This window comes from Billgrantia sp. C5P2, assembly GCF_051062895.2.
On record NZ_CM128542.1, the window covers coordinates 2,082,061 to 2,099,626 of the forward strand.

At 59.3% G+C, this 17,566-nt stretch carries 17 protein-coding genes; 15 read left to right on the forward strand and 2 right to left on the reverse strand.

What is annotated here, in order from left to right:
- Window positions 1-4: 4 nt before the first annotated feature.
- The 5 genes from ACRWQA_RS09510 (at window position 5) to ACRWQA_RS09530 (ending at window position 5,720) form a co-directional block, all read left to right on the forward strand.
- Window positions 5-1,111: a glycosyltransferase gene (locus ACRWQA_RS09510; RefSeq protein ID WP_434228319.1), complete on the forward strand. Its 1,107-nt coding sequence runs from the start codon at window positions 5-7 to the stop codon at window positions 1,109-1,111.
- 13 nt (window positions 1,112-1,124) lie between these two features.
- Window positions 1,125-2,198: a glycosyltransferase gene (locus tag ACRWQA_RS09515; RefSeq protein WP_434228317.1), complete on the forward strand. Its 1,074-nt coding sequence runs from the start codon at window positions 1,125-1,127 to the stop codon at window positions 2,196-2,198.
- A gap of 24 nt (window positions 2,199-2,222) precedes the next feature.
- Window positions 2,223-2,933, forward strand: coding sequence for a WecB/TagA/CpsF family glycosyltransferase (locus ACRWQA_RS09520; RefSeq protein WP_434228315.1), 711 nt, complete (start codon window positions 2,223-2,225; stop codon window positions 2,931-2,933).
- A gap of 61 nt (window positions 2,934-2,994) precedes the next feature.
- Window positions 2,995-4,374: an undecaprenyl-phosphate glucose phosphotransferase gene (locus tag ACRWQA_RS09525; RefSeq protein WP_434228313.1), complete on the forward strand. Its 1,380-nt coding sequence runs from the start codon at window positions 2,995-2,997 to the stop codon at window positions 4,372-4,374.
- Window positions 4,375-4,490: 116 nt separating this feature from the next.
- On the forward strand, window positions 4,491-5,720 hold the full coding sequence (locus ACRWQA_RS09530; protein ID WP_434228311.1) for an O-antigen ligase family protein: 1,230 nt from the start codon (window positions 4,491-4,493) through the stop codon (window positions 5,718-5,720).
- Window positions 5,721-5,724: 4 nt separating this feature from the next.
- Here ACRWQA_RS09530 and ACRWQA_RS09535 read toward each other — a convergent pair whose 3' ends face one another.
- The gene (locus tag ACRWQA_RS09535) at window positions 5,725-7,047 is read right to left on the reverse strand and encodes a hypothetical protein (RefSeq protein ID WP_434228310.1); all 1,323 of its coding nucleotides are present in this window, start codon (window positions 7,045-7,047) and stop codon (window positions 5,725-5,727) included.
- A 246-nt stretch (window positions 7,048-7,293) separates the two neighbouring features.
- Here ACRWQA_RS09535 and ACRWQA_RS09540 point away from each other — a divergent pair, with 246 nt between their 5' ends.
- From ACRWQA_RS09540 to ACRWQA_RS09585, 10 genes are all read left to right on the forward strand, one after another.
- The gene (locus ACRWQA_RS09540; RefSeq protein ID WP_434228308.1) at window positions 7,294-8,001 is read left to right on the forward strand and encodes a lipopolysaccharide kinase InaA family protein; all 708 of its coding nucleotides are present in this window, start codon (window positions 7,294-7,296) and stop codon (window positions 7,999-8,001) included.
- A gap of 135 nt (window positions 8,002-8,136) precedes the next feature.
- Window positions 8,137-8,961 (forward strand): glycosyltransferase family 32 protein, encoded by an 825-nt coding sequence (locus ACRWQA_RS09545; protein WP_434228306.1) that lies wholly within the window; start codon window positions 8,137-8,139, stop codon window positions 8,959-8,961.
- An 87-nt stretch (window positions 8,962-9,048) separates the two neighbouring features.
- Window positions 9,049-9,951 carry a LysR family transcriptional regulator gene (locus ACRWQA_RS09550; RefSeq protein ID WP_434228304.1) on the forward strand — a complete coding sequence of 301 codons (903 nt, stop codon included), beginning with the start codon at window positions 9,049-9,051 and terminating at the stop codon, window positions 9,949-9,951.
- A 106-nt stretch (window positions 9,952-10,057) separates the two neighbouring features.
- Window positions 10,058-10,876, forward strand: a complete 819-nt coding sequence (locus ACRWQA_RS09555) for a putative hydro-lyase (RefSeq protein ID WP_434228302.1) — start codon at window positions 10,058-10,060, stop codon at window positions 10,874-10,876.
- Window positions 10,877-10,905: 29 nt separating this feature from the next.
- Window positions 10,906-11,973, forward strand: a complete 1,068-nt coding sequence (locus tag ACRWQA_RS09560) for a TRAP transporter substrate-binding protein (RefSeq protein WP_434228301.1) — start codon at window positions 10,906-10,908, stop codon at window positions 11,971-11,973.
- A gap of 61 nt (window positions 11,974-12,034) precedes the next feature.
- The gene (locus ACRWQA_RS09565; RefSeq protein WP_434228299.1) at window positions 12,035-12,628 is read left to right on the forward strand and encodes a TRAP transporter small permease subunit; all 594 of its coding nucleotides are present in this window, start codon (window positions 12,035-12,037) and stop codon (window positions 12,626-12,628) included.
- Window positions 12,625-13,908, forward strand: a complete 1,284-nt coding sequence (locus tag ACRWQA_RS09570) for a TRAP transporter large permease (RefSeq protein ID WP_434228297.1) — start codon at window positions 12,625-12,627, stop codon at window positions 13,906-13,908. The genes ACRWQA_RS09565 and ACRWQA_RS09570 overlap by 4 nt, the downstream gene beginning before the upstream one ends.
- A 34-nt stretch (window positions 13,909-13,942) precedes the next feature.
- Window positions 13,943-14,620, forward strand: coding sequence for a DUF2848 domain-containing protein (locus ACRWQA_RS09575; protein ID WP_434228296.1), 678 nt, complete (start codon window positions 13,943-13,945; stop codon window positions 14,618-14,620).
- On the forward strand, window positions 14,617-15,996 hold the full coding sequence (locus ACRWQA_RS09580) for an amidase (RefSeq protein ID WP_434228295.1): 1,380 nt from the start codon (window positions 14,617-14,619) through the stop codon (window positions 15,994-15,996). The genes ACRWQA_RS09575 and ACRWQA_RS09580 overlap by 4 nt, the downstream gene beginning before the upstream one ends.
- Entirely contained in the window at window positions 15,990-16,781 is a 792-nt protein-coding gene (locus tag ACRWQA_RS09585; RefSeq protein WP_434228294.1) for a hypothetical protein, read from the forward strand. The genes ACRWQA_RS09580 and ACRWQA_RS09585 overlap by 7 nt, the downstream gene beginning before the upstream one ends.
- 130 nt (window positions 16,782-16,911) lie before the next feature.
- On the opposite strand, the gene ACRWQA_RS09590 is transcribed toward ACRWQA_RS09585, so the two are convergent.
- Entirely contained in the window at window positions 16,912-17,436 is a 525-nt protein-coding gene (locus ACRWQA_RS09590; protein WP_434228292.1) for a DUF1269 domain-containing protein, read from the reverse strand.
- Window positions 17,437-17,566: the final 130 nt, after the last annotated feature.

Genomic DNA, 17,566 nt, shown 5'->3' on the forward strand with positions numbered 1-17,566 from the left:
AAAAGTGGATGCGAGTGAAAGAAAGGTCACTTTTATCATTACCGCCCTGGAAGGTGGCGGTGCTGAAGCGGTATGCGTGAATGTGGCGAACGGATTAGCCGAGAGGGGATGGGATGTCACTTTAGTGATTTTGCACCTTGGTAATGCTGCTTATGTGGACCGCATAAGTGATCGCGTTAATTTTCAAGTGCTGGGGGCGGCATACGTTCGTCATGCATTCTTTTTATTGCTGGGCTATATCAGGAAGCATAAAGTTCGCAAGGTGGTGGTGTTCACTTATCAGCTGGCAGTTATGATGGTTTTGGTGCGTGCTGTTAGCTTCCAGCGTTTTAAACTTGTGGCCAGGAATATCAATACGCTTTCCGAGGTACGTGCCCGCGCTAAGGGTTGGTGGCGAAATTTGGTTGCTCGCTTGATCGACGCTTTTTATTGTAAAGTAGATTATATTATAAACCAGTGCAAAGACATGCAGCGGGACCTGGTCGATCTATATGGTGTGAATCCGGAGCGCGCCCCAGTTATTTACAATAGCGTTAACCAGCGTATTGAGCAGTATGCTGCTGCCTTGGATTGGGAGGCTATCGAAAAGAAGAACTACTATTTATGCGTGGGGCGTCTGGACGAGCAGAAAGCATTTCATTATGCAATTGAAGCTTTTTCCAAGGTGGCGGATGAATCCCCAGGCTTACGTTTGAAGATAGTCGGGCAGGGTCGCCTTGAAACTCAATTGAGGGAAACGGCCGAGGCCCTCGGGGTCGCGAGTCGAGTCGACTTCGAAAAATTTCAGAAGGATATCATTCCCTTTTATCTGGGAGCCAAGGCGACACTGTTGACTTCGTTGTACGAAGGCTTCCCTAACGTGCTTATCGAATCGATCACGCTCGGTACGCCAGTCATTGCCTTCGATTGCAAGAGTGGGCCAAGAGAAATCGTCGATGATCGCAATGGTTATCTGGTTGAACATCTTTCGGTGGAAGGGTTGGTGGCTGCAATGCGAAATGTCGATGGCCGCTTCGATCCGGCTACGGTACATGAATCTTCGGCACCCTATGCCACGAAGTATGCACTGGATGCTTATGAGAATTTGTTGCTAAAACCATGCATCGCTTGAACGGAAGTAGAATATGCGAGTTGCCATAGTCGTAACCCAATACGAGGCTGGTGGCGCGCAGAAAGCGGCCATCAACTTGGCGAACGGCCTCGTCAGGGCAGGGCATCAGCCTACCCTGGTGTTTCTGTACAAGAAAGCAGAGGCCGATTTTTACATTGAGCCCGGCGTGGTTGTCGAATACTTGCTAGCCCAAAAGCAACCCGTTTCGCTGCTGCTGCTTTCCTTACCACGCCTGGTCAGTGCGCTGCGCAGGGCTGGGGCTGAGTGCGTCATTGCGTTTACGCACTATGCCAATCTCTATTCGGCGTTGGCGGGCAAGCTGCTCGGCGTGCCGGTGGTGATTTCGCACCGCAATCCACTGTTCTCGTATGGTCGTTTGGCTCGCTTGGCCGACCGGTGGCTAGCCCGGCTGGGCTGCTTGAGTACGGTCACCTACGTTTCCGGTGCGGTACAGGATTCCTTTAGTTCGCACTATGCCGGGCAATCGCTGGAACACAAGGTGATTTATAACTGTGTGGAACAGCGCAACGGGTTGGAAAGCCTGCCGCCAATTCAGGGCGATTACATTCTGGCGGTCGGCCGGCTGAGCGAACAGAAGAACCATGAACTGCTCATCAGGGCGCTGTCTCGATCATGCTATACCGGCAATCTCGTCATTCTCGGTGAAGGGGAGCGTCGAGAGGCGTTGGAGGCGCTTGCCAGGCGGCTTGGCGTTGATTCGCGCATCGAAATGCCAGGAGTCAGGAGTAATGCTGAAGTTAACGCTTGGCTGCGTGGTGCCAGGGCCTTTTTCATGCCTTCACGCTACGAAGGGATGAGCAATGCGTTGCTGGAAGCCATCATCAACCGTACTTATACCGTTGTTTCAGATGTTGCGCCGCAGGTCGAAGCCGTGACGTTCGAGGGTGAGACCTATGGTGAGGTGTTGGCGATCGGTGACGTCGAGGCTTGGGCGGCTTCCATGAGCGAGTTGGAAGATGGGAACAAAATTCCATGCCCCAGGGTGTATGATGCGCTTGCCAAGCGTTACTCCTTCGAGCGCTTCATGAACGACTTTCTCTCGCTTCTACCGGCAAAGACCCGGTAGCAGTGAGCCTCACGTGAGCTTTGCATGATTGAATTGTTAAGGGAGCGAGTCTCAGGAAGTGGCGATGGCCTGCCCAGGCTCACCACCTTCCTGAATCCCTACTCATACCGCGTGGCCAGGAGGCGGCAGGAGATCTTCCGGCGCTTCGATACTATCCACTACGACGGGATAGCGCTGGTGTTGCTGATGAAGCTGGCTGGTGTGAGGGCGAGCCGCAAGAGCTTCGACATGACATCCATGGCTCTCGAAGTGCTGAGCACGGCAGCACAACAGGGCCGGCGAGTCTACTTCGTGGGCAGCGAGCCGGGGGTGCCTGAGCAAGCCGCTACGAGGCTGAAAGATCGCTTCGCGGGTTTGCAGGTGGCCGGTATCCGTCATGGCTTCTTTGCCAATGAGGCAGAGCGGGTGGAATTTATCCAGGAGCTCACCTGTTTGGCGCCGGATATCGTGATCGTTGGAATGGGGGCGCCACGGCAGGAAAAGCTATTGCTGGACCTTGCCGACGCGGGGTGGCGAGGTGAGGGCTACACCTGCGGTGGTTTTCTACATCAGACAGCAAAAGGTGGCACCCAGTACTATCCGCCCTGGATGGATCGAATGAATCTGCGCTGGATGTATCGCATCTTCGATGAGCCAAAGCTGATCAAACGCTACACCGTCGATTACTCCGTCTTTGTATGGCTGTTTGCATATGATCTGCTGTCCTTCCATGCGAGGCGTCGCAGAAAGGGCTGAGTGAGCCGTATGGGAAGGCCGGGCGCACCGGCTGATCTTTTTCTTGTTTTGGGATTTTACGATGGCAGGACCATCCAGGTTCAGCAAGTATGAGCCCTTCCAGATGCTCGGGCCGCTTGTCGATTTCCTTGGCGTTGTAGCGGCTGGCCTTTGCGTGCATCGCCTGCGGTTTGGCGAATGGCAGCTAGACGACCAGTATGGGGCAGCGCTGCTGGCCATCGCTCTACTGGTAGTCTTGGCCAATGCGCTGAACGGTGCCTATCAGAACTGGCGCAGCTCCAGCTTTCCCCAAGTGCTGCTGCAGTTGCTCATGGTCTGGTTGGGCATCGCTCTTGTCGTCATGTCTCTTCTATTCCTTGCCCACGTGGCGGAGCGTTATTCGCGGCTGTGGGTGGGCTTCACGTTATTGGGCTCGTTCTTTCTCTCTTTTGCGATGCGGGTAGTGGCCTATCAGGCGGTGAAGGTACTGTACCGGCGGGGCCGTTTGCGTCGGGGGGTATTCCTGGTGGGGCCTGAAAGCCAATTGTTGGATGTGGGCAAGGACATGCGCCGCTATGCCTCCGAAGGGTTCAGCATCGTTGGGGTGCATCGTCTCAAGCGAACGCTGTGCGAGGAGGAGCTGGAAAAGCTGGTGAAGCGGGTGGAGCTTTCTGGAACAAGGGAAATCTGGATCTGCGTGCCGTTGGAAAGAGGGCATGAGGCTCAACTGCTCTTCCGTGCTCTGCAACAGCTTATGGTAGATGTGCGGCTGATTCCTGGCCTCAAGGACATGCGCTTGCTCAATCATCGTGTCAGCCAGGTGGCAGGGCGCTACGCCTTGGATTTGAGCGTGAGTCCGATGGCGGGCATGGCACCAGTGATCAAACGCCTCGAAGATATCGTGTTGGGCACGCTGATCAGCGTGTTGATTCTGCCGGTTTGCCTCGTGCTGGCTGTCGTCGTGAAGCTGAGTTCGCCAGGGCCCGTGCTTTTCAAGCAGTACCGCACTGGCATCAACGGCAAGCGCTTCAAGGTGTACAAGTTTCGCTCGATGGCTATGCATCAGGAACCAGAGGGGCAGGTCACCCAGGCGAAGCGGGGCGATGCTCGTGTCACCCGAGTGGGGGCATTCATGCGGCGGACTTCGCTGGATGAACTACCACAGTTCTACAACGTGCTTCAGGGGAGGATGTCGATCGTAGGCCCCCGGCCCCATGCGCTGGCTCACAATGAGCACTACCGTGAGCTCGTGGAATCCTATATGAGGCGCCACAAGGTAAAACCTGGGATTACCGGCTGGGCGCAGGTGAATGGCCTGCGTGGCGAAACGGATACCCTCGAGAAGATGGAGCAACGGGTCGAGCATGACCTTTGGTACATTGACAACTGGTCGCTCGGGTTGGATCTGAAAATCATTTTCTTGACGGTTTTCAAAGGATTCGCCGGTTCGAATGCTTACTAATGCCGTCGCGATTCTTGATTTGGCATCGACCGATGGGCATCATGCCGCACAATTCTTGAACAATCGTCAGGATACGCTTTGTGAATGTAATGACGGCTAGCCCCATGACGGGCGCCATGCGCAATTATACCAGCCTTGCTGCCTTTCTTCTGATGGCCATTGCACTGATCGTACCCAGCGGCTATTCGGCTGGAGCGGTCATGCTGCTGTTGGGCAGTGCTGTACTACTGCTCGGCCGAGGGAAGCTGGCTCTTGAGCGACGAGATTGGTGGATTGTCGCCGTTTTTCTTGCAATTGCGTTGGTGTGGATGGCCGAAGCCTGGTGGGATGGCCAGGGCTCGCGGGGGATGGACAAGCCTGTCCGCTTCATCCTGGCGGTGCCGGCTCTGTTTTTGGTTTTGGCGTATCCTCCGCGTGCAGGTGCTTTCTGGGCCGGATTGGCCGTGGGGGGCGTGCTGACAGGGGGCTGGGCCATATGGCAGAAGATGGCCCTGGACGTTGAGCGAGCCAGCGGTTACACCTACGTGATTCAATACGGCAACATCAGTATGTTGACCGGCATTCTATGCCTGGCAGGTATGGGGTGGGCCATGTGCCAACCTCGTCGTGGCGTGTGGTTGACGTTGATGACCTTGGGGTTCGTTGGCGGTGCCTTGGGGTCGTTGCTTTCGGGAACTCGGGGCGGTTGGATAGGCCTGCCGGTTGTTTTCTGGGTGCTTTACAAGGGCTATGGTGCCGGGCTGGCTGCCAAATGGAAGGGACTGGCACTGCTTTGCGTTTTCATTTTCGCCTCGCTGGCGTATGCCATACCGCAAACGGGCGTGCAGGAGCGCGTGGAGCGGGCCGTTATCGATGTGACCAGCTATGCCGCCCAAGCGGGGAAGACGACCTCGATTGGTGCTCGATTCGAGATGTGGAAGGGCGCTGCACACATGTTCGTGGAGCGACCCTTGCAGGGCTGGGGAAACAACGGATACAACGAACGCATGGAGGAACTGGCTGACGCGGGCATAGTGCATTCTCATGCTGCAACGTTCGGTCATGCCCATAATGAATTTCTCGATGCTGCGGCCAAGCGCGGCATTATTGGTTTGCTGGCGGTGTTGGCCCTGTACCTTGTGCCGATGCGTCTGTTTGCCCAGCGCCTGAAGGCTTCCAACGTTGAGCTGAGATCCTTTGCGGTGGCTGGCGTGCTGTTGCCGGTAGCATTCTTTGATTTTGGGCTCTCCCAGGTGTTTCTTGCCCATAATAGCGGCGTGATGGTCTATGCTTTCCTATTGCCTGTGATCTGGGCATTGTTTCGTCATGCTGAGCAAGAGCCTGGCCTGCACGTAGGCCAGGCTTGAGATATTACCCCGGCAATGCTGCGATTATGTTTTCCAGCGTTCTTGTTCCCTGTTCATTACCTTTGTGCTGCTTCCACCAGAGTTGGTGAACGGCTCTTACCCGCATTGTGGCGTGCCGGATTCCCAGGGTTTGCGCCATCGCCAGCCTATGCAAACCCTTGTTGATCTTGATCATGCCTCCATGCCGGTCGATGGCTATACCGAGCGGATCCTTTCCAAGGCCGATCTTGAAACCGAAGCAGCTCATGTCTTCCATATAGAAGAGATAGCGTTCCAGGTAGGTAAGAATGCGTGCTTCGGTGTCAAGCAGAATGCCCTGATGATGCAGGCGTAGTGGGCCGCGCTGTTCGAGTCTGTTCATCAGGTTGGCATAGCTATCGCTTGCGGTCAGGTCGAGTCGGTGGGCCCAGATATCGCTAATGAAATGGTGTCGCTGGGTTTCTACAAGGGCCGGTGTCTTCAGGTCCCAGTCCCCCGGCCAGATAAAGAAATTGGAGATCTTGCGTCGCTGAGCTCGATTCGGGAACGAAATGGGATAGTCGAGACCTCGGCTTAGCACACGAGGATCTATCTCGAGATCGAGCCTGTCACCAAGATACGCTTCGACGCTACGCCGCGGCAGGCCCTGGTTTTCCAGCACCGCACCGCCTGCCTTGTTGTCTAGCCAACGTTCGAACAGCTTGTCTTCGAACGGGCGCCCCAGGCTGCGCTTGAAGCTTTCCTTGAGGAGAAAGGCAGCTCGAGAGCGAAACATGCGGTAGCGCAGGGCTGGGTCGTACAGCGGCGGGTACACGCGTTCGCCGGTTGGCGTCAGTGGAGCGTTGCGTTGGACGATTTCTGCTGTTATGAGTTCGTTCAACTCACCCATGAGCCGGCCGGAGGGTGCCGTAGGAGGCTCCTGTTGCGACATCGCCAGTAGCCTTGTGCCGCTGAGCAGTGCGGGACGGGGCCCTGTGGGGGCAAGTACCGTTGCCGTGTCCTCGGCTGCCAACACGCTTACTTGGCGCATCATGGCTTGCTGTGAGCCGTGCAGCGCCAATAGCTGGTTATAGAGGCGGCTGGCGAGTATGCCGTACAGCCACAGGCTGGGCATCGTGCTGGTGTTGAGATCTGAAAAATTGCGCCACGCAAGCAGCAGGGTGTCGCGACATACCGCTTCTCGGTGCCTTGGCTGCTCGAGAAAACGTCCCGACACGCTGAGCAGGCGTGGTAAACAGGCGCTTGTCAACTGTTCAAACGCGTCTGTATTAGCCTCGGTGCAGTCACCGTTCAGTGAATTTTCGTCGACGCTGGCTGTAGGGGTGGTCTCGTTGTCGTTGTTAGCCACGGCTGGTCTCGAAATGACGATGAAAAACCGGCATTCTATGCGAATGCGAGCGTTCTATGGGTACAGCTCAACGAGCTGCAAAAAGTATCGACTAAAGAGGCAGGTGAAGGCATTGCCTCGGTTTGGGTGTGCGCTGCTCCGTTCTACTCGCCTGAATAAGTGCAGTCAAGCGCTTGAGCGTTACAAAGCAATAATTAACAATAGCTTACGGCAAGGCTTGCAGTGGGAAATGATTGGGAGCGCTGAGTGAAGATCACGGCAGTGGAGATTGCAGGCCACAGACGTAACTACCTTTTGTTCGAAAGCGGAAATATGCAGGCTCCCTTGAGTTTGGCTAAGGATGATCGTTCCCGCTTGATGGAAGAGAAGGCCAGCAGTGAGTTCTATTTTGACAAGGCAACGGGTGTGCTGGCCAAGGTCAAGAGAGACAAGTATGGCTGGCGACAGCGACCGTTGCGATGGTTCATGCGCGATTTTCTTGACAAACGCTTCTTCTTCCAGTTCGAGGCGCGCAAGGAAGTGCGAAGCAAGAAGATCCTTCGGCAGGCTGGGCTGTGTACGCCTAGGTGCTTGGCCTGGGGCATATCGCTGAATCCCTTCAATCATCAAGGGTCGCTATTGCTGATCGAACATGTCAATGGCGTGATGACGGGGGAGCAGTATTTTGAAGGCCTGAACGAGCCCGGGCGTGACCGCTTTTTGGTAAGATTGGGCGACGACCTGCTGAAGCTGGCCGTTGCCGGCTATGTGCATCGTGACCTACATATGAACAATTTCCTGTGTGCTTCCACGGGCGAGATTATCTGGATCGATACCCATGTCAAGCCACTGCCGATAAGCCAGCGTGGCAAATGGCGGGCTCTTTATCGCTCGATCAGCCAGCAGCATTTGCTTGATGAGCGGTACCGCGAATCCCTGCATCTCTACCTGAAAGAGCGTTGGCGCTCGGCGTAACAAGCTGGCGCATACAGTAGCCGAAGACATTCAAATTTTTTCCTTATGTAAACCCCTTGACGATGGGGCTGGCTCTTTTGAACTCTCCTGCCCGAGGTGAGTCGTAGCAGGGGTATCCGGACGAGTCATGCCGGTATGGCCTCATACTTCGACAAGGGGAAGCAAGTGAAGAACATCGGTGTGCTGGTATTCGCCAGGGTCGTGAAACTGCTGGCCAACGTCACCAAGCTGGCTTCCTATGGTTTCCACTATGCATTTCCCGACAAGCGCTTCACCATCCCCGAGCGGGCCTCGCCGTGGTGGCCTTCCAGCCGACCTTCCAAGGTGCCGCGCATCATCTGGCAGACCAACTTCACCGACAAGGCCACGCTGCCGGTTTACCTGAACTACCTGTTCAACCGCCTGATGGCGCCTGGTTTCGAGTATCGCTTCATGATCACCGAAGCCCGGGAAGCATACATTCGCGAGAACTACTCACCGGAGATCCTCGCGGCCTATTCACGCCTGCAGGTGGGGGCGGCCCAGGCCGATTTCTGGCGGGTGCTGGTGCTGCAGAAGCACGGCGGTGTCTACATGGATATCGACGGCCATGCGGTGTGGCCGCTGGCGCGGATCGTCAAGCCCGGGATGGATGAGCTCTACATCACTACCCGCCGCGGCGAGATCAGCAACTACTTCATCGCCAGCAAGCCGGCGAACCCTCACATCGTGCGTATCGGAGAGGCCATTCTCGCCAACATCGAGGAGGCAACCGAGAAGAACATTTTCGAGCTGACCGGGCCGGGAGTGTTCAACAAGGTATTGCCCCGCGACGAGGTGCCTACGGCCTGCTACCGCACCACCTGCAACCAGGGCAACTTCACCAACGAGTACTTCCAGTACATCGACAAGCCCCAGGGCAAGTGGACCCGGCAGCAGCACAGGGTCGATGTTGTGCGCAAGCGCGAAGCGGCGGAGTAGGCTGCTGGCACAGTCTGTCCATCTCTAGCGGTGCCCGGAGCGCTGAGGCAAACTCCAGCGCAGCGGCCAGAAAACAGGGGAGATGGCATGAATTTTCGCAGCCTGGAGACATTTGTCTGGATTGCGCGTCTGGGCAGCTTTCGGGCCGCGGCGCAGCGGCTCTATACGTCACAGCCCTCCGTTTCCGCCCGGATCTCGGGGCTGGAAGATGAGTTGGGGGTCGAGCTGTTCGAGCGAACCGGCCGTCGCGTGGTGCTGACGGCGAAGGGGCGCGAGCTGCTCGCCTACGCCGAGAGACTGCTGCATCTACAGGGTGAGATGCTGCAGGTCGTGGCCAAGGCGGAATGCCTGCAGGGCAGCATTCGCCTCGGCGTGGCGGAAACCATCGCCTACACTTGGCTGCCGCGTTTGATCGAGCGCGTCAGCGAGGCCTATCCGGCCATCAACCTGGAGCTGGATATCGATATTTCGGTCAATCTGGCCGACAAGCTGACCAACCATGACATCGACATTGCCTTTCTGATGGGGAAGGTAAACCAGCCCGGTTTCACGAACGAGGACTTGTGTCGCTATTCGCTGGTATGGGTGGCGAGCCCGAAACTGGCAATACCCACGGGGCCAATTACCCTTGCGGAGCTGGCCAAGTGGCCGATCATCACCTATCCGCGTCGCAGCGAACCGTATACCGTGATTCGCTCCCTCGTCGATCCGATGAACCACTCCACACGGATCCATTCCAGTTCTTCGCTCTCAACCATCATACGGATGGCGTTGGATGGTATCGGGGTGAGTGCGCTGCCCCGTGAAATCGTCTCCCAGGAACTCGAGAGCGGCACTCTCCGACAATTCAGCGTCGAGGCAGCACTGCCCGACCTGGCCTTCAACGTGGCCTACAGTACGGCCCCCGGTGCCAACGTGGTGAGGGCGGTGGCAGAGCTTTCGCTGCAAACCGCTTCTCGTGGAGGGTTTCGAGCCTCTCGGCATGCCTGATGTCACTTCTGATCCAAAAAGCTGATCAATTGTGATACTTAATTTCGATTTGTATTAATCATCGCTTCTGCCTTAACTGAAGGGAAACGTCAGTTGAGGTCGATCGATGACGATTCCCCGCCCGGACGACTCCATTCTTCCTACGGCCCATTCCTCTCCTGCCGAGGTTCGCTGGGCGGCGAGAGAGGGCCGCTTGCAGGCGCCCACTGCTGGGCTGGCCTATGGCTTCGTACAAGCCAATCTCGTCATCCTTCCCGAGCCGCAGGCAAATGGCTTCTTGCGTTTCTGCCAGGCGAACCCGAAACCTTGCCCCTTGCTCGCCGTCAGCGAGCCGGGCGCACGCAGCTGCGCCACGCTCGGTAGCGATCTCGATATCGCTCGCGATGTTCCCACCTATCGCATCTTTCGCGAGGGCCATTTGCAGGCAACCGTCAGCCACGTCGATGCGGAGTGGCGCGACGATCTCGTGACCTTCGCCCTGGGGTGTTCGTTTACCTTCGAGCATGCCCTGCGGCAGGCCGGGTTGCCGGTTCGGCACATCGAGGAGGGGCGCAACGTGCCCATGTACCGGACTTCGCTTCCTCTGGTGACCGCGGGGGGCTTCGCTGGAAACCTGGTGGTATCGATGCGCCCAATGAAGGCTGCTGATGCCATTCGTGCCATCCAGGTCACGACACGCTTTCCCCAGGCTCATGGTGCCCCGGTGCACCTGGGCGATCCTTCCCGGATTGGAATTGCGGATTTGCGCTCCCCGGACTACGGGGACGCGGTATCGGTGGGTGAGGGTGAGTTGCCGGTTTTTTGGGCCTGTGGGGTAACGCCTCAGCAGGTTCTGATGGATGCCGGTATCGAACTCGCCATTACCCACAGCCCGGGCCACATGCTGGTGACCGACATTCCCGACAGTGAGCTGGCCCTACTATAACCATCACGACGCAGATAAGTGAGGAAACCATGCTGACTACAAGAACAAGTCTCGTCTCAGCCATCGCGGCTGGTCTATGCGTTTCGGCAGGGCAGGCTGCAGCTCAGGAACTGGATCAGGCCAGCCTTTCCTATGTGGGTAGCTGGAGCAGCCTTTCGCTGTTCCAGAATTTCGAGCGACCCTTTTGGGAGGAGCACCTACCGGAAGCCTCCGAGGGGCGTATTACCACAGAGGTGACGACCTTCGACCAGATGGGGCTCGACGGGGGCGAGGTCTACCGCCTGATGGCCCGCGACGTGGTGGAGGTAGGTTCCACCGTTGCCGATTACGCCGTTCAGGACGCTCCCGAGCTCGAAGGGCTCGACATGCCGATGATTGCGCCGGATGTGGAAACGGCGCGCGAAGTGGCCGAGGCCTACCGTCCGGTATTGGCGGACGCCTTTACCAAGCGCTTTTCGGGGGCGCAACTCCTCGCGGTGGTGCCCTATCCGTCACAGATGGTGTTCTGTAATGCCGAAATCGAAGGCCTGGGCGATCTTGCCGGCAAGAAGGTTCGCGCCAGCGGACGCACCACGGCCGAGTTTCTCGAGGCCCTCGGTGCCGAGGGCATCACCCTCAGCTTCAGTGAGGTGCCCGGCGCCCTGCAGCGGGGCGTGATCGACTGCGCCGTAACCGGTTCGCTTTCCGGCTACAGCTCCGGCTGGCATGAAGTGTCGACGCACCTCTATCCGCTACCCGTCGGCGGTTGGGACCACGTGGTAACGGCCATGAACGGAAACAAGTGGAACTCGCTCTCCAGCGATACCCAGGAGTGGCTGCTGGAGGAGATTCGCGAGAACTACGAGGCGCCCGTATGGGAGTCGGCAGTGGAAGAGACCCGCGAAGGCATCGCCTGCCTGACCGGCGATGGCGACTGCTCGCGTGGGGAGCCGGGCGACATGGTGCTGGTGGAAGCGACCGATGAGGACTTCCAGGAGGTCTCGCTCCACCTCGAAGAAACCCTGCTGCCCAACTGGGCCAACCGTGTCGATCAGGAATGGGTGGACCGCTGGAACGAGACCGTGGGAGAAGTCACAGGCTTGAGCGCGTCTCGCTAACTTACTGGACTTGACCGTTGCTAGCGGGCTGGGCATGACCCGGCCCGCCTCGGAGAACGTTATGTTTCAGCGGGTAAATGATGGGCTCGACCGTGCGCTGGGTATCGTGCAGGTGGGGTCGCTGTGGCTGGCGCGTGCCGGCGGTGTACTGATTCTTCTGACGGTAGCCATGGTAACGGTGGAGGTGCTGTCTCGCCGCCTGATGGGTCGGTCGGCGGTGCATGCCACGGAACTCACCGGCTACATCATGGCGATCAGCTCCAGTTGGGCGTTTGCCTACACCCTGATGCGTAAGGCGCACATTCGTATCGATGCCCTTTACGTGAACCTGCCTATTCGCATTCGCGGCGTGCTGGACCTGCTGGCGCTGCTGGCAATGGCGCTCTTCTGCGTCCTGGTGGTCGGAGCGGCATTCGACATCGCCGCAAGCTCCTACGCCGGCGGGGCGCGGGCCAATACTCCCTTGGGAACGCCGGTCTGGATACCCCAGGCGCTGTGGCTGCTTGGGCTGGCGTGGTTCGCTCTGGCGGTCGGCTTGGTGTTGCTGCGTGTGCTCTTCGCGCTGCTGAATGGAGACACTGGGCGCATTCAGCAACTGGCCGGGAGCCCCACGCTGGATGAGCGGCTGGAAGAGAACAAGGAATACGCCTCATGATCCTGATGGCTTTGCTGGTTCTGCTGCTGCTATTGGTGCTGAGCGTGCCGGTGGCCGCCACGCTCATCGCGCTCGGCTTGTTTCTCGACGAATTCTTTTCTCCTTTCCCTTTGGTCAGGGCTCTGGGCGATGTCCTGTGGTCGGCTTCGGACAGCTTCCTGCTGATCGCGATTCCCCTCTTCATCCTGCTGGGGGAGATCCTGGTGCGTACCGGTATCGCCAAGGGGACCTACCGGGCGCTGGAGAGCTGGCTGTCGTGGCTGCCGGGCGGTCTGCTGCATGCCAACATCGGTACTGCCACGCTGTTTTCGGCGACTTCCGGTTCGAGCGTGGCCACCGCGGCGACCATCGGTACCGTGGCGATCCCCCAGGGCAAGGAGATGAAGTACGACCAGCGCCTGTTCACCGGTTCGATCGCTGCCGGCGGCACCTTGGGCATCATGATCCCGCCTTCGATCAACCTGATCGTCTATGGGTTCTTGACGGAAACCTCCATTCCCCGGCTGTTTGCCGCAGGGTTGCTGCCGGGCTTGCTGCTGGCCCTGCTGTTCATCCTGGGCACGGCGCTGATCTGCCTGTGGCGGCCCAGCCTGGGCGGGCCCAGCCGCCGCCACAGCTGGCGGGAGCGTTTCTCGGGCCTGCGCCATCTGGTGCCCGTGCTGCTGTTGTTTGGCGTCGTGGTGGGGTCGATCTATGCCGGCTGGGCGACACCCACCGAGGCCGCTTCGCTCGGAGTTATCGGGGCGCTGCTGATCGCCGTGACGATGCGCAAGCTGTCGCTGGCGATCATCGTCGAAGCGCTGGACGGCACGATGCGAACTACGGGAATGATCATGTTGATCATCATCGCTTCGTACTTCCTCAACTTCGTGCTGGCGTCGGCCGGCATCACACGGGAGCTGAGGAGCTTTCTCGAGACCGCTGGCCTCGGGCCCTATGCCACGCTGCTGATGGTGATTGCCCTCTATATCGTACTCGGCTTTTTCATCGAGACGCTCTCGCTCATGGTGATCACGATTCCGATCGTCGCCCCGATCATGATCGGCCTGGGGTTCGACCCGGTATGGTTCGGCATCCTGCTGATTTTGCTGATCGAGATGGCGCTGATTACGCCGCCCGTCGGTCTCAATCTCTATGTGGTGCAAGGCGTGCGCCAGGGGGGATCGTTCAACGACGTGATGGTCGGCGCCATTCCCTATGTCGGCATCATGCTGCTGATGGCCGTGGTGCTCGTGCTGTTCCCGGCCGTCGCCCTCTATCTTCCCGAAGTGCTGAATTGAGCCTCCCAACGACAAGTGCCAATGGAGCCAGAGAATGTTGATTTTCCATGTATCGGAGACCGACAAGGCCCTGAAGGTCGATATTCAGGAGCTGATCATCGCCGGGTGGGCCGGGCGCGAGCAGGCAGCCATCGATGAGCATATCGAAGAACTCGAGGCGATCGGCGTGAAGCCGCCCTCGGCAACGCCGCTGTTCTATCGCGTTGCTGCCAACCAGTTGACCACCGAGCCGACGATCCAGGTGCTCGGCGAGGCCTCGAGCGGTGAAGTGGAGGTCGTGCTGATCGGCACGCTACAGGGCACGCTTGTCGGTATCGGCTCCGACCATACCGATCGCGAGGCGGAAGCCTGGTCGGTGGCGCACTCCAAGCAGGTCTGTGCCAAGCCGGTCAGCCGCAAGGTGTGGCGCCTGGAGAGCGTGCTCGACCATTGGGATGAATTGCAGATGACGTCTTACGCTACGATCGAAGGGCGGGAGGTGGTCTATCAGCAGGGCGGGGTGACGGGCTTGCTCCACCCTGCCGAGCTGCTGCGCCGCTTTGGGCTCGACGAGGTGCGTCTGGCGCCGGGACAAGCGATGCTCTGCGGTACCTTGCCGGTCATGGGCGAGGTACGCGCCGCCGATGCATTTCGCGTGGTGCTGACGGATCCGGTCAGGGGGCAGGAGCTCGAGCACCATTACCGTATCAAGACGCTACCGGTGGTCGCATGAAGACACAGGAGACATTGACGCTTGCCGCTGAACTCTCCGCCGGGCTCACGCTTCGCCAGCTCATCGATGACCTGGAGGAGGGCAACCTTCAAGCCAGAGCGCTGCTCGAGGCCTGCTGGGTGAACAGCGACGAGAAGGACGATCCTGAGGCACGGGTGTATACGGCTCGCTTCGATCAGACCGCATGCGCCGAGGCCGAGGCGGCGAATGCCTTGCGTCGGGCCGGCGTGCCGGTGGGCGAGCTCGCCGGCCTGCCGATAGCGCTCAAGGCGCTGTTCGATGTGGCCGGCGAAGTGTCTCATGCCGGCTCGCGCTGGTGGAGCGAGCCGGCAGTTGGGGATGCCTGCATCGTCACACGGCTGCGTCGGGCCGGGGCGGTGATCACGGGGCATACCAACATGACCGAGTTCGCCTATTCCGGCCTGGGGTTGAACCCGCATTTCGGTACGCCGGAAAACCCGCTGGCGCCGGGGCGTATCCCTGGCGGCTCCTCGTCAGGTTCCGCGGTGGCCGTGGCCCAGGGGATGGCGGTAGCGGCAATCGGCACCGATACCGGCGGCTCGGTGCGTATCCCCGCGGCCTTCTGCGGCCTGGTGGGGTTCAAGCCTTCGCAACGGCGCATTCCCCGCGATGGCACCTTCCCGCTCTCGGACAGCCTGGATTCGATTGGCCCCATCGCCCGTAGCGTGGCCTGCTGCGCCCGCCTGGACGCCGTCCTGTCGGGCCGCGCCTACCGCTCCTTGGCGCCCTATGATCTGAGCGGGCGCCGCTTCGTGGTGCCCGAAACCTACATGCTCGACGCTATGGACGACACGGTGGCGCAGGCCTTCGACCGAAGCCTGCGTCAACTGCGTGCGGCCGGAGCGGTGATCGTCGAGGCGCCCGTGCCGGTGCTTGGTGCACTGCCTGAGCTGATGGAGGGGGGCGGGTTCACGGCGGCCGAGAGCTATTTCCTGCATCGTGAGTGGTTGGCAGAGCATGCCGGGAGCTACGACCCTCGAGTGCATTCCCGGATCGAGAAGGGCGCCAATATCTCGGCGGCCGATTACCTCGAGCTCTGCAAGCGACGGCAGGCACGGATGTGCGAGATGGATGCGTGGCTGCAAGGCTACGATGGCCTGCTCGCGCCCACTGTGCCGATCGTGCCGCCTCGCATGCAGGAATTGGAGAGCGACGAAGGGTACGCGCGGCTCAACTTGCTGGTGCTGCGCAACCCGACCGTAGCCAACCTGTTGGATCTTTGTGCGATCACACTGCCTAGCCACGCCGCGGGTGAACTGCCTAGCGGCATCATGCTGGTAGGCCGCAACGGCCAGGACGATACGCTGCTGCGCCAGGCGCAGGCCATGGAGGACGCACTGCGCCACCCATGCTGAGCATGCTGCTGACCAAGCTGGTTGCAACCGCCTTGGTGGTGATAGGCGTTTCCGTGACGGTGGCCAGACTTGGCCCCCGCCTCGGCGGGATTCTTGCCGGGACGCCCATCGTACTGGGGCCTGGCTATTTCTTCATGCTGCAGGAGCAGAGTGCCGAGTTCGTCCGGTCGGCGGTGCTCTCGACCCTGCATGCGCTGGTGGCGACCCTGCTGTTCAGTAGCTGCTACGTCATTGCCGCCGCCAGGTTGGGTGCACTAGGCAGCCTTGGCTTGGCGACGCTCTGCTGGATTCCGGCAGCCTTCCTGTTCTCGCTGCTGCCGGGAGATATCTGGGCCGCGGTGCTGCTGTACATCATCGTATTGGCAATGGCCGAGGGAATTCGGCGCGCGCTCGACCTGAAGCAGCCTGTCGTGGTGGCCGGTTCGGGTTGGTTCGATCTGCTGTTGCGCGGCCTATTGGCTGGGCTCGTGGTGGGCGTGGCGACCACGCTTGCCGCACGCTCGGGGCCGGTGCTGTCCGGTGTGCTGGTGGGCTTTCCCGTGGGGCTGTTCACTATCGGCTGGACTCTGCATCAGCGCTACGGGGCCGAGGTCGCCCGCTGTACGGTATCCGTGGCCCAGCATGGCATGTTGAGCCTGGTTGCCTTCGCTGTCGTCACGGCGCTTATGGTCGGTTCGGTGCCTCCCATGGCCACTTTCGTCTTGGCGCTGCTGGCGTCCATCAGCGTCAGCATGGCGCTCTTCATGCTCAGTCGGTGGCGGGTCCGGTCGGTGCTTTCCCGTTGATCGGCCTTTACTGTCTTCGAAACGGCCTGCGTCCGCGAGAACTACTCGCCGGAGATCTTTGAGGCTGATTCGCGCCTGCAGCCACCGAGCGAGAGGTTGGTCGGAACAGGCTTGGGCGAGGCCGGTTGAGTCAGTGGCCTTCACCCACATGCTGTTTCCGCTCCTGGGGGCTCACCTTTTCTATGACCACTTCGGGGTGGTGGCTCTCGATCGCAGTTCTGAATGCTTCTTCTCGTTCGTCGGGAACGTCTATGATCAGCAGCATTGCGCCTCTCTTGATCGCTTTATTGAACTTGCTGACCTTGATGTCGCGCACGGAGACGCCGACCATCGTGCTGGTCCAAACGCCGAACAGCGCCCCGAAGACCGTCATGCCGAGGGCCATCCAGACGATGTTCGTATCGATCAGGACGTAGTGCGCGATCAAGCCCAGCACAAAGCCTAGTACTGCCCCGACGATGGCGCCGCGCTTCGCGGCATTGACGACATCGCTTGTCTGGAGCAGGGTGGCGATCGGTACCCCCTCCTTTTCCAGGGGTTTCCAATCCTTGCCCATGACGTGCAGGTTGTCTTTAGTCAACCCCATCATGTTCAGCTCATTGACGATGTCGGTCGTGGTCTCCTTGTCGGGTATCAGAAAGTACAGGCGCTGCATGGTGTCCTCCCTGCCCCCAGGCCCAAGGGCCCTGTGTGTTTTCCTCTTCGTCTCCTCTTTCTATAAGGTAGGTGTAGCAGCCATGCGGCGCGCCTTGCCAGGTCCTGCCGCTCGGCCTTGTCTGGCTGGT

Bases quoted from the DNA above. Each gene is read 5' to 3' on its own strand.
- ACRWQA_RS09515 (WP_434228317.1), top strand. From the start codon at position 1,125: ATGCGAGTTGCCATAGTCGTAACCCAATACGAGGCTGGTGGCGCGCAG.
- ACRWQA_RS09520 (WP_434228315.1), top strand. From the start codon at position 2,223: ATGATTGAATTGTTAAGGGAGCGAGTCTCAGGAAGTGGCGATGGCCTG.
- ACRWQA_RS09525 (WP_434228313.1), top strand. From the start codon at position 2,995: ATGGCAGGACCATCCAGGTTCAGCAAGTATGAGCCCTTCCAGATGCTC.
- ACRWQA_RS09530 (WP_434228311.1), top strand. From the start codon at position 4,491: ATGCGCAATTATACCAGCCTTGCTGCCTTTCTTCTGATGGCCATTGCA.
- ACRWQA_RS09545 (WP_434228306.1), top strand. From the start codon at position 8,137: ATGGCCTCATACTTCGACAAGGGGAAGCAAGTGAAGAACATCGGTGTG.
- ACRWQA_RS09550 (WP_434228304.1), top strand. From the start codon at position 9,049: ATGAATTTTCGCAGCCTGGAGACATTTGTCTGGATTGCGCGTCTGGGC.
- ACRWQA_RS09555 (WP_434228302.1), top strand. From the start codon at position 10,058: ATGACGATTCCCCGCCCGGACGACTCCATTCTTCCTACGGCCCATTCC.
- ACRWQA_RS09560 (WP_434228301.1), top strand. From the start codon at position 10,906: ATGCTGACTACAAGAACAAGTCTCGTCTCAGCCATCGCGGCTGGTCTA.
- ACRWQA_RS09565 (WP_434228299.1), top strand. From the start codon at position 12,035: ATGTTTCAGCGGGTAAATGATGGGCTCGACCGTGCGCTGGGTATCGTG.
- ACRWQA_RS09570 (WP_434228297.1), top strand. From the start codon at position 12,625: ATGATCCTGATGGCTTTGCTGGTTCTGCTGCTGCTATTGGTGCTGAGC.
- ACRWQA_RS09575 (WP_434228296.1), top strand. From the start codon at position 13,943: ATGTTGATTTTCCATGTATCGGAGACCGACAAGGCCCTGAAGGTCGAT.
- ACRWQA_RS09580 (WP_434228295.1), top strand. From the start codon at position 14,617: ATGAAGACACAGGAGACATTGACGCTTGCCGCTGAACTCTCCGCCGGG.
- ACRWQA_RS09585 (WP_434228294.1), top strand. From the start codon at position 15,990: ATGCTGAGCATGCTGCTGACCAAGCTGGTTGCAACCGCCTTGGTGGTG.
- ACRWQA_RS09590 (WP_434228292.1), bottom strand. From the start codon at position 17,436: ATGCAGCGCCTGTACTTTCTGATACCCGACAAGGAGACCACGACCGAC.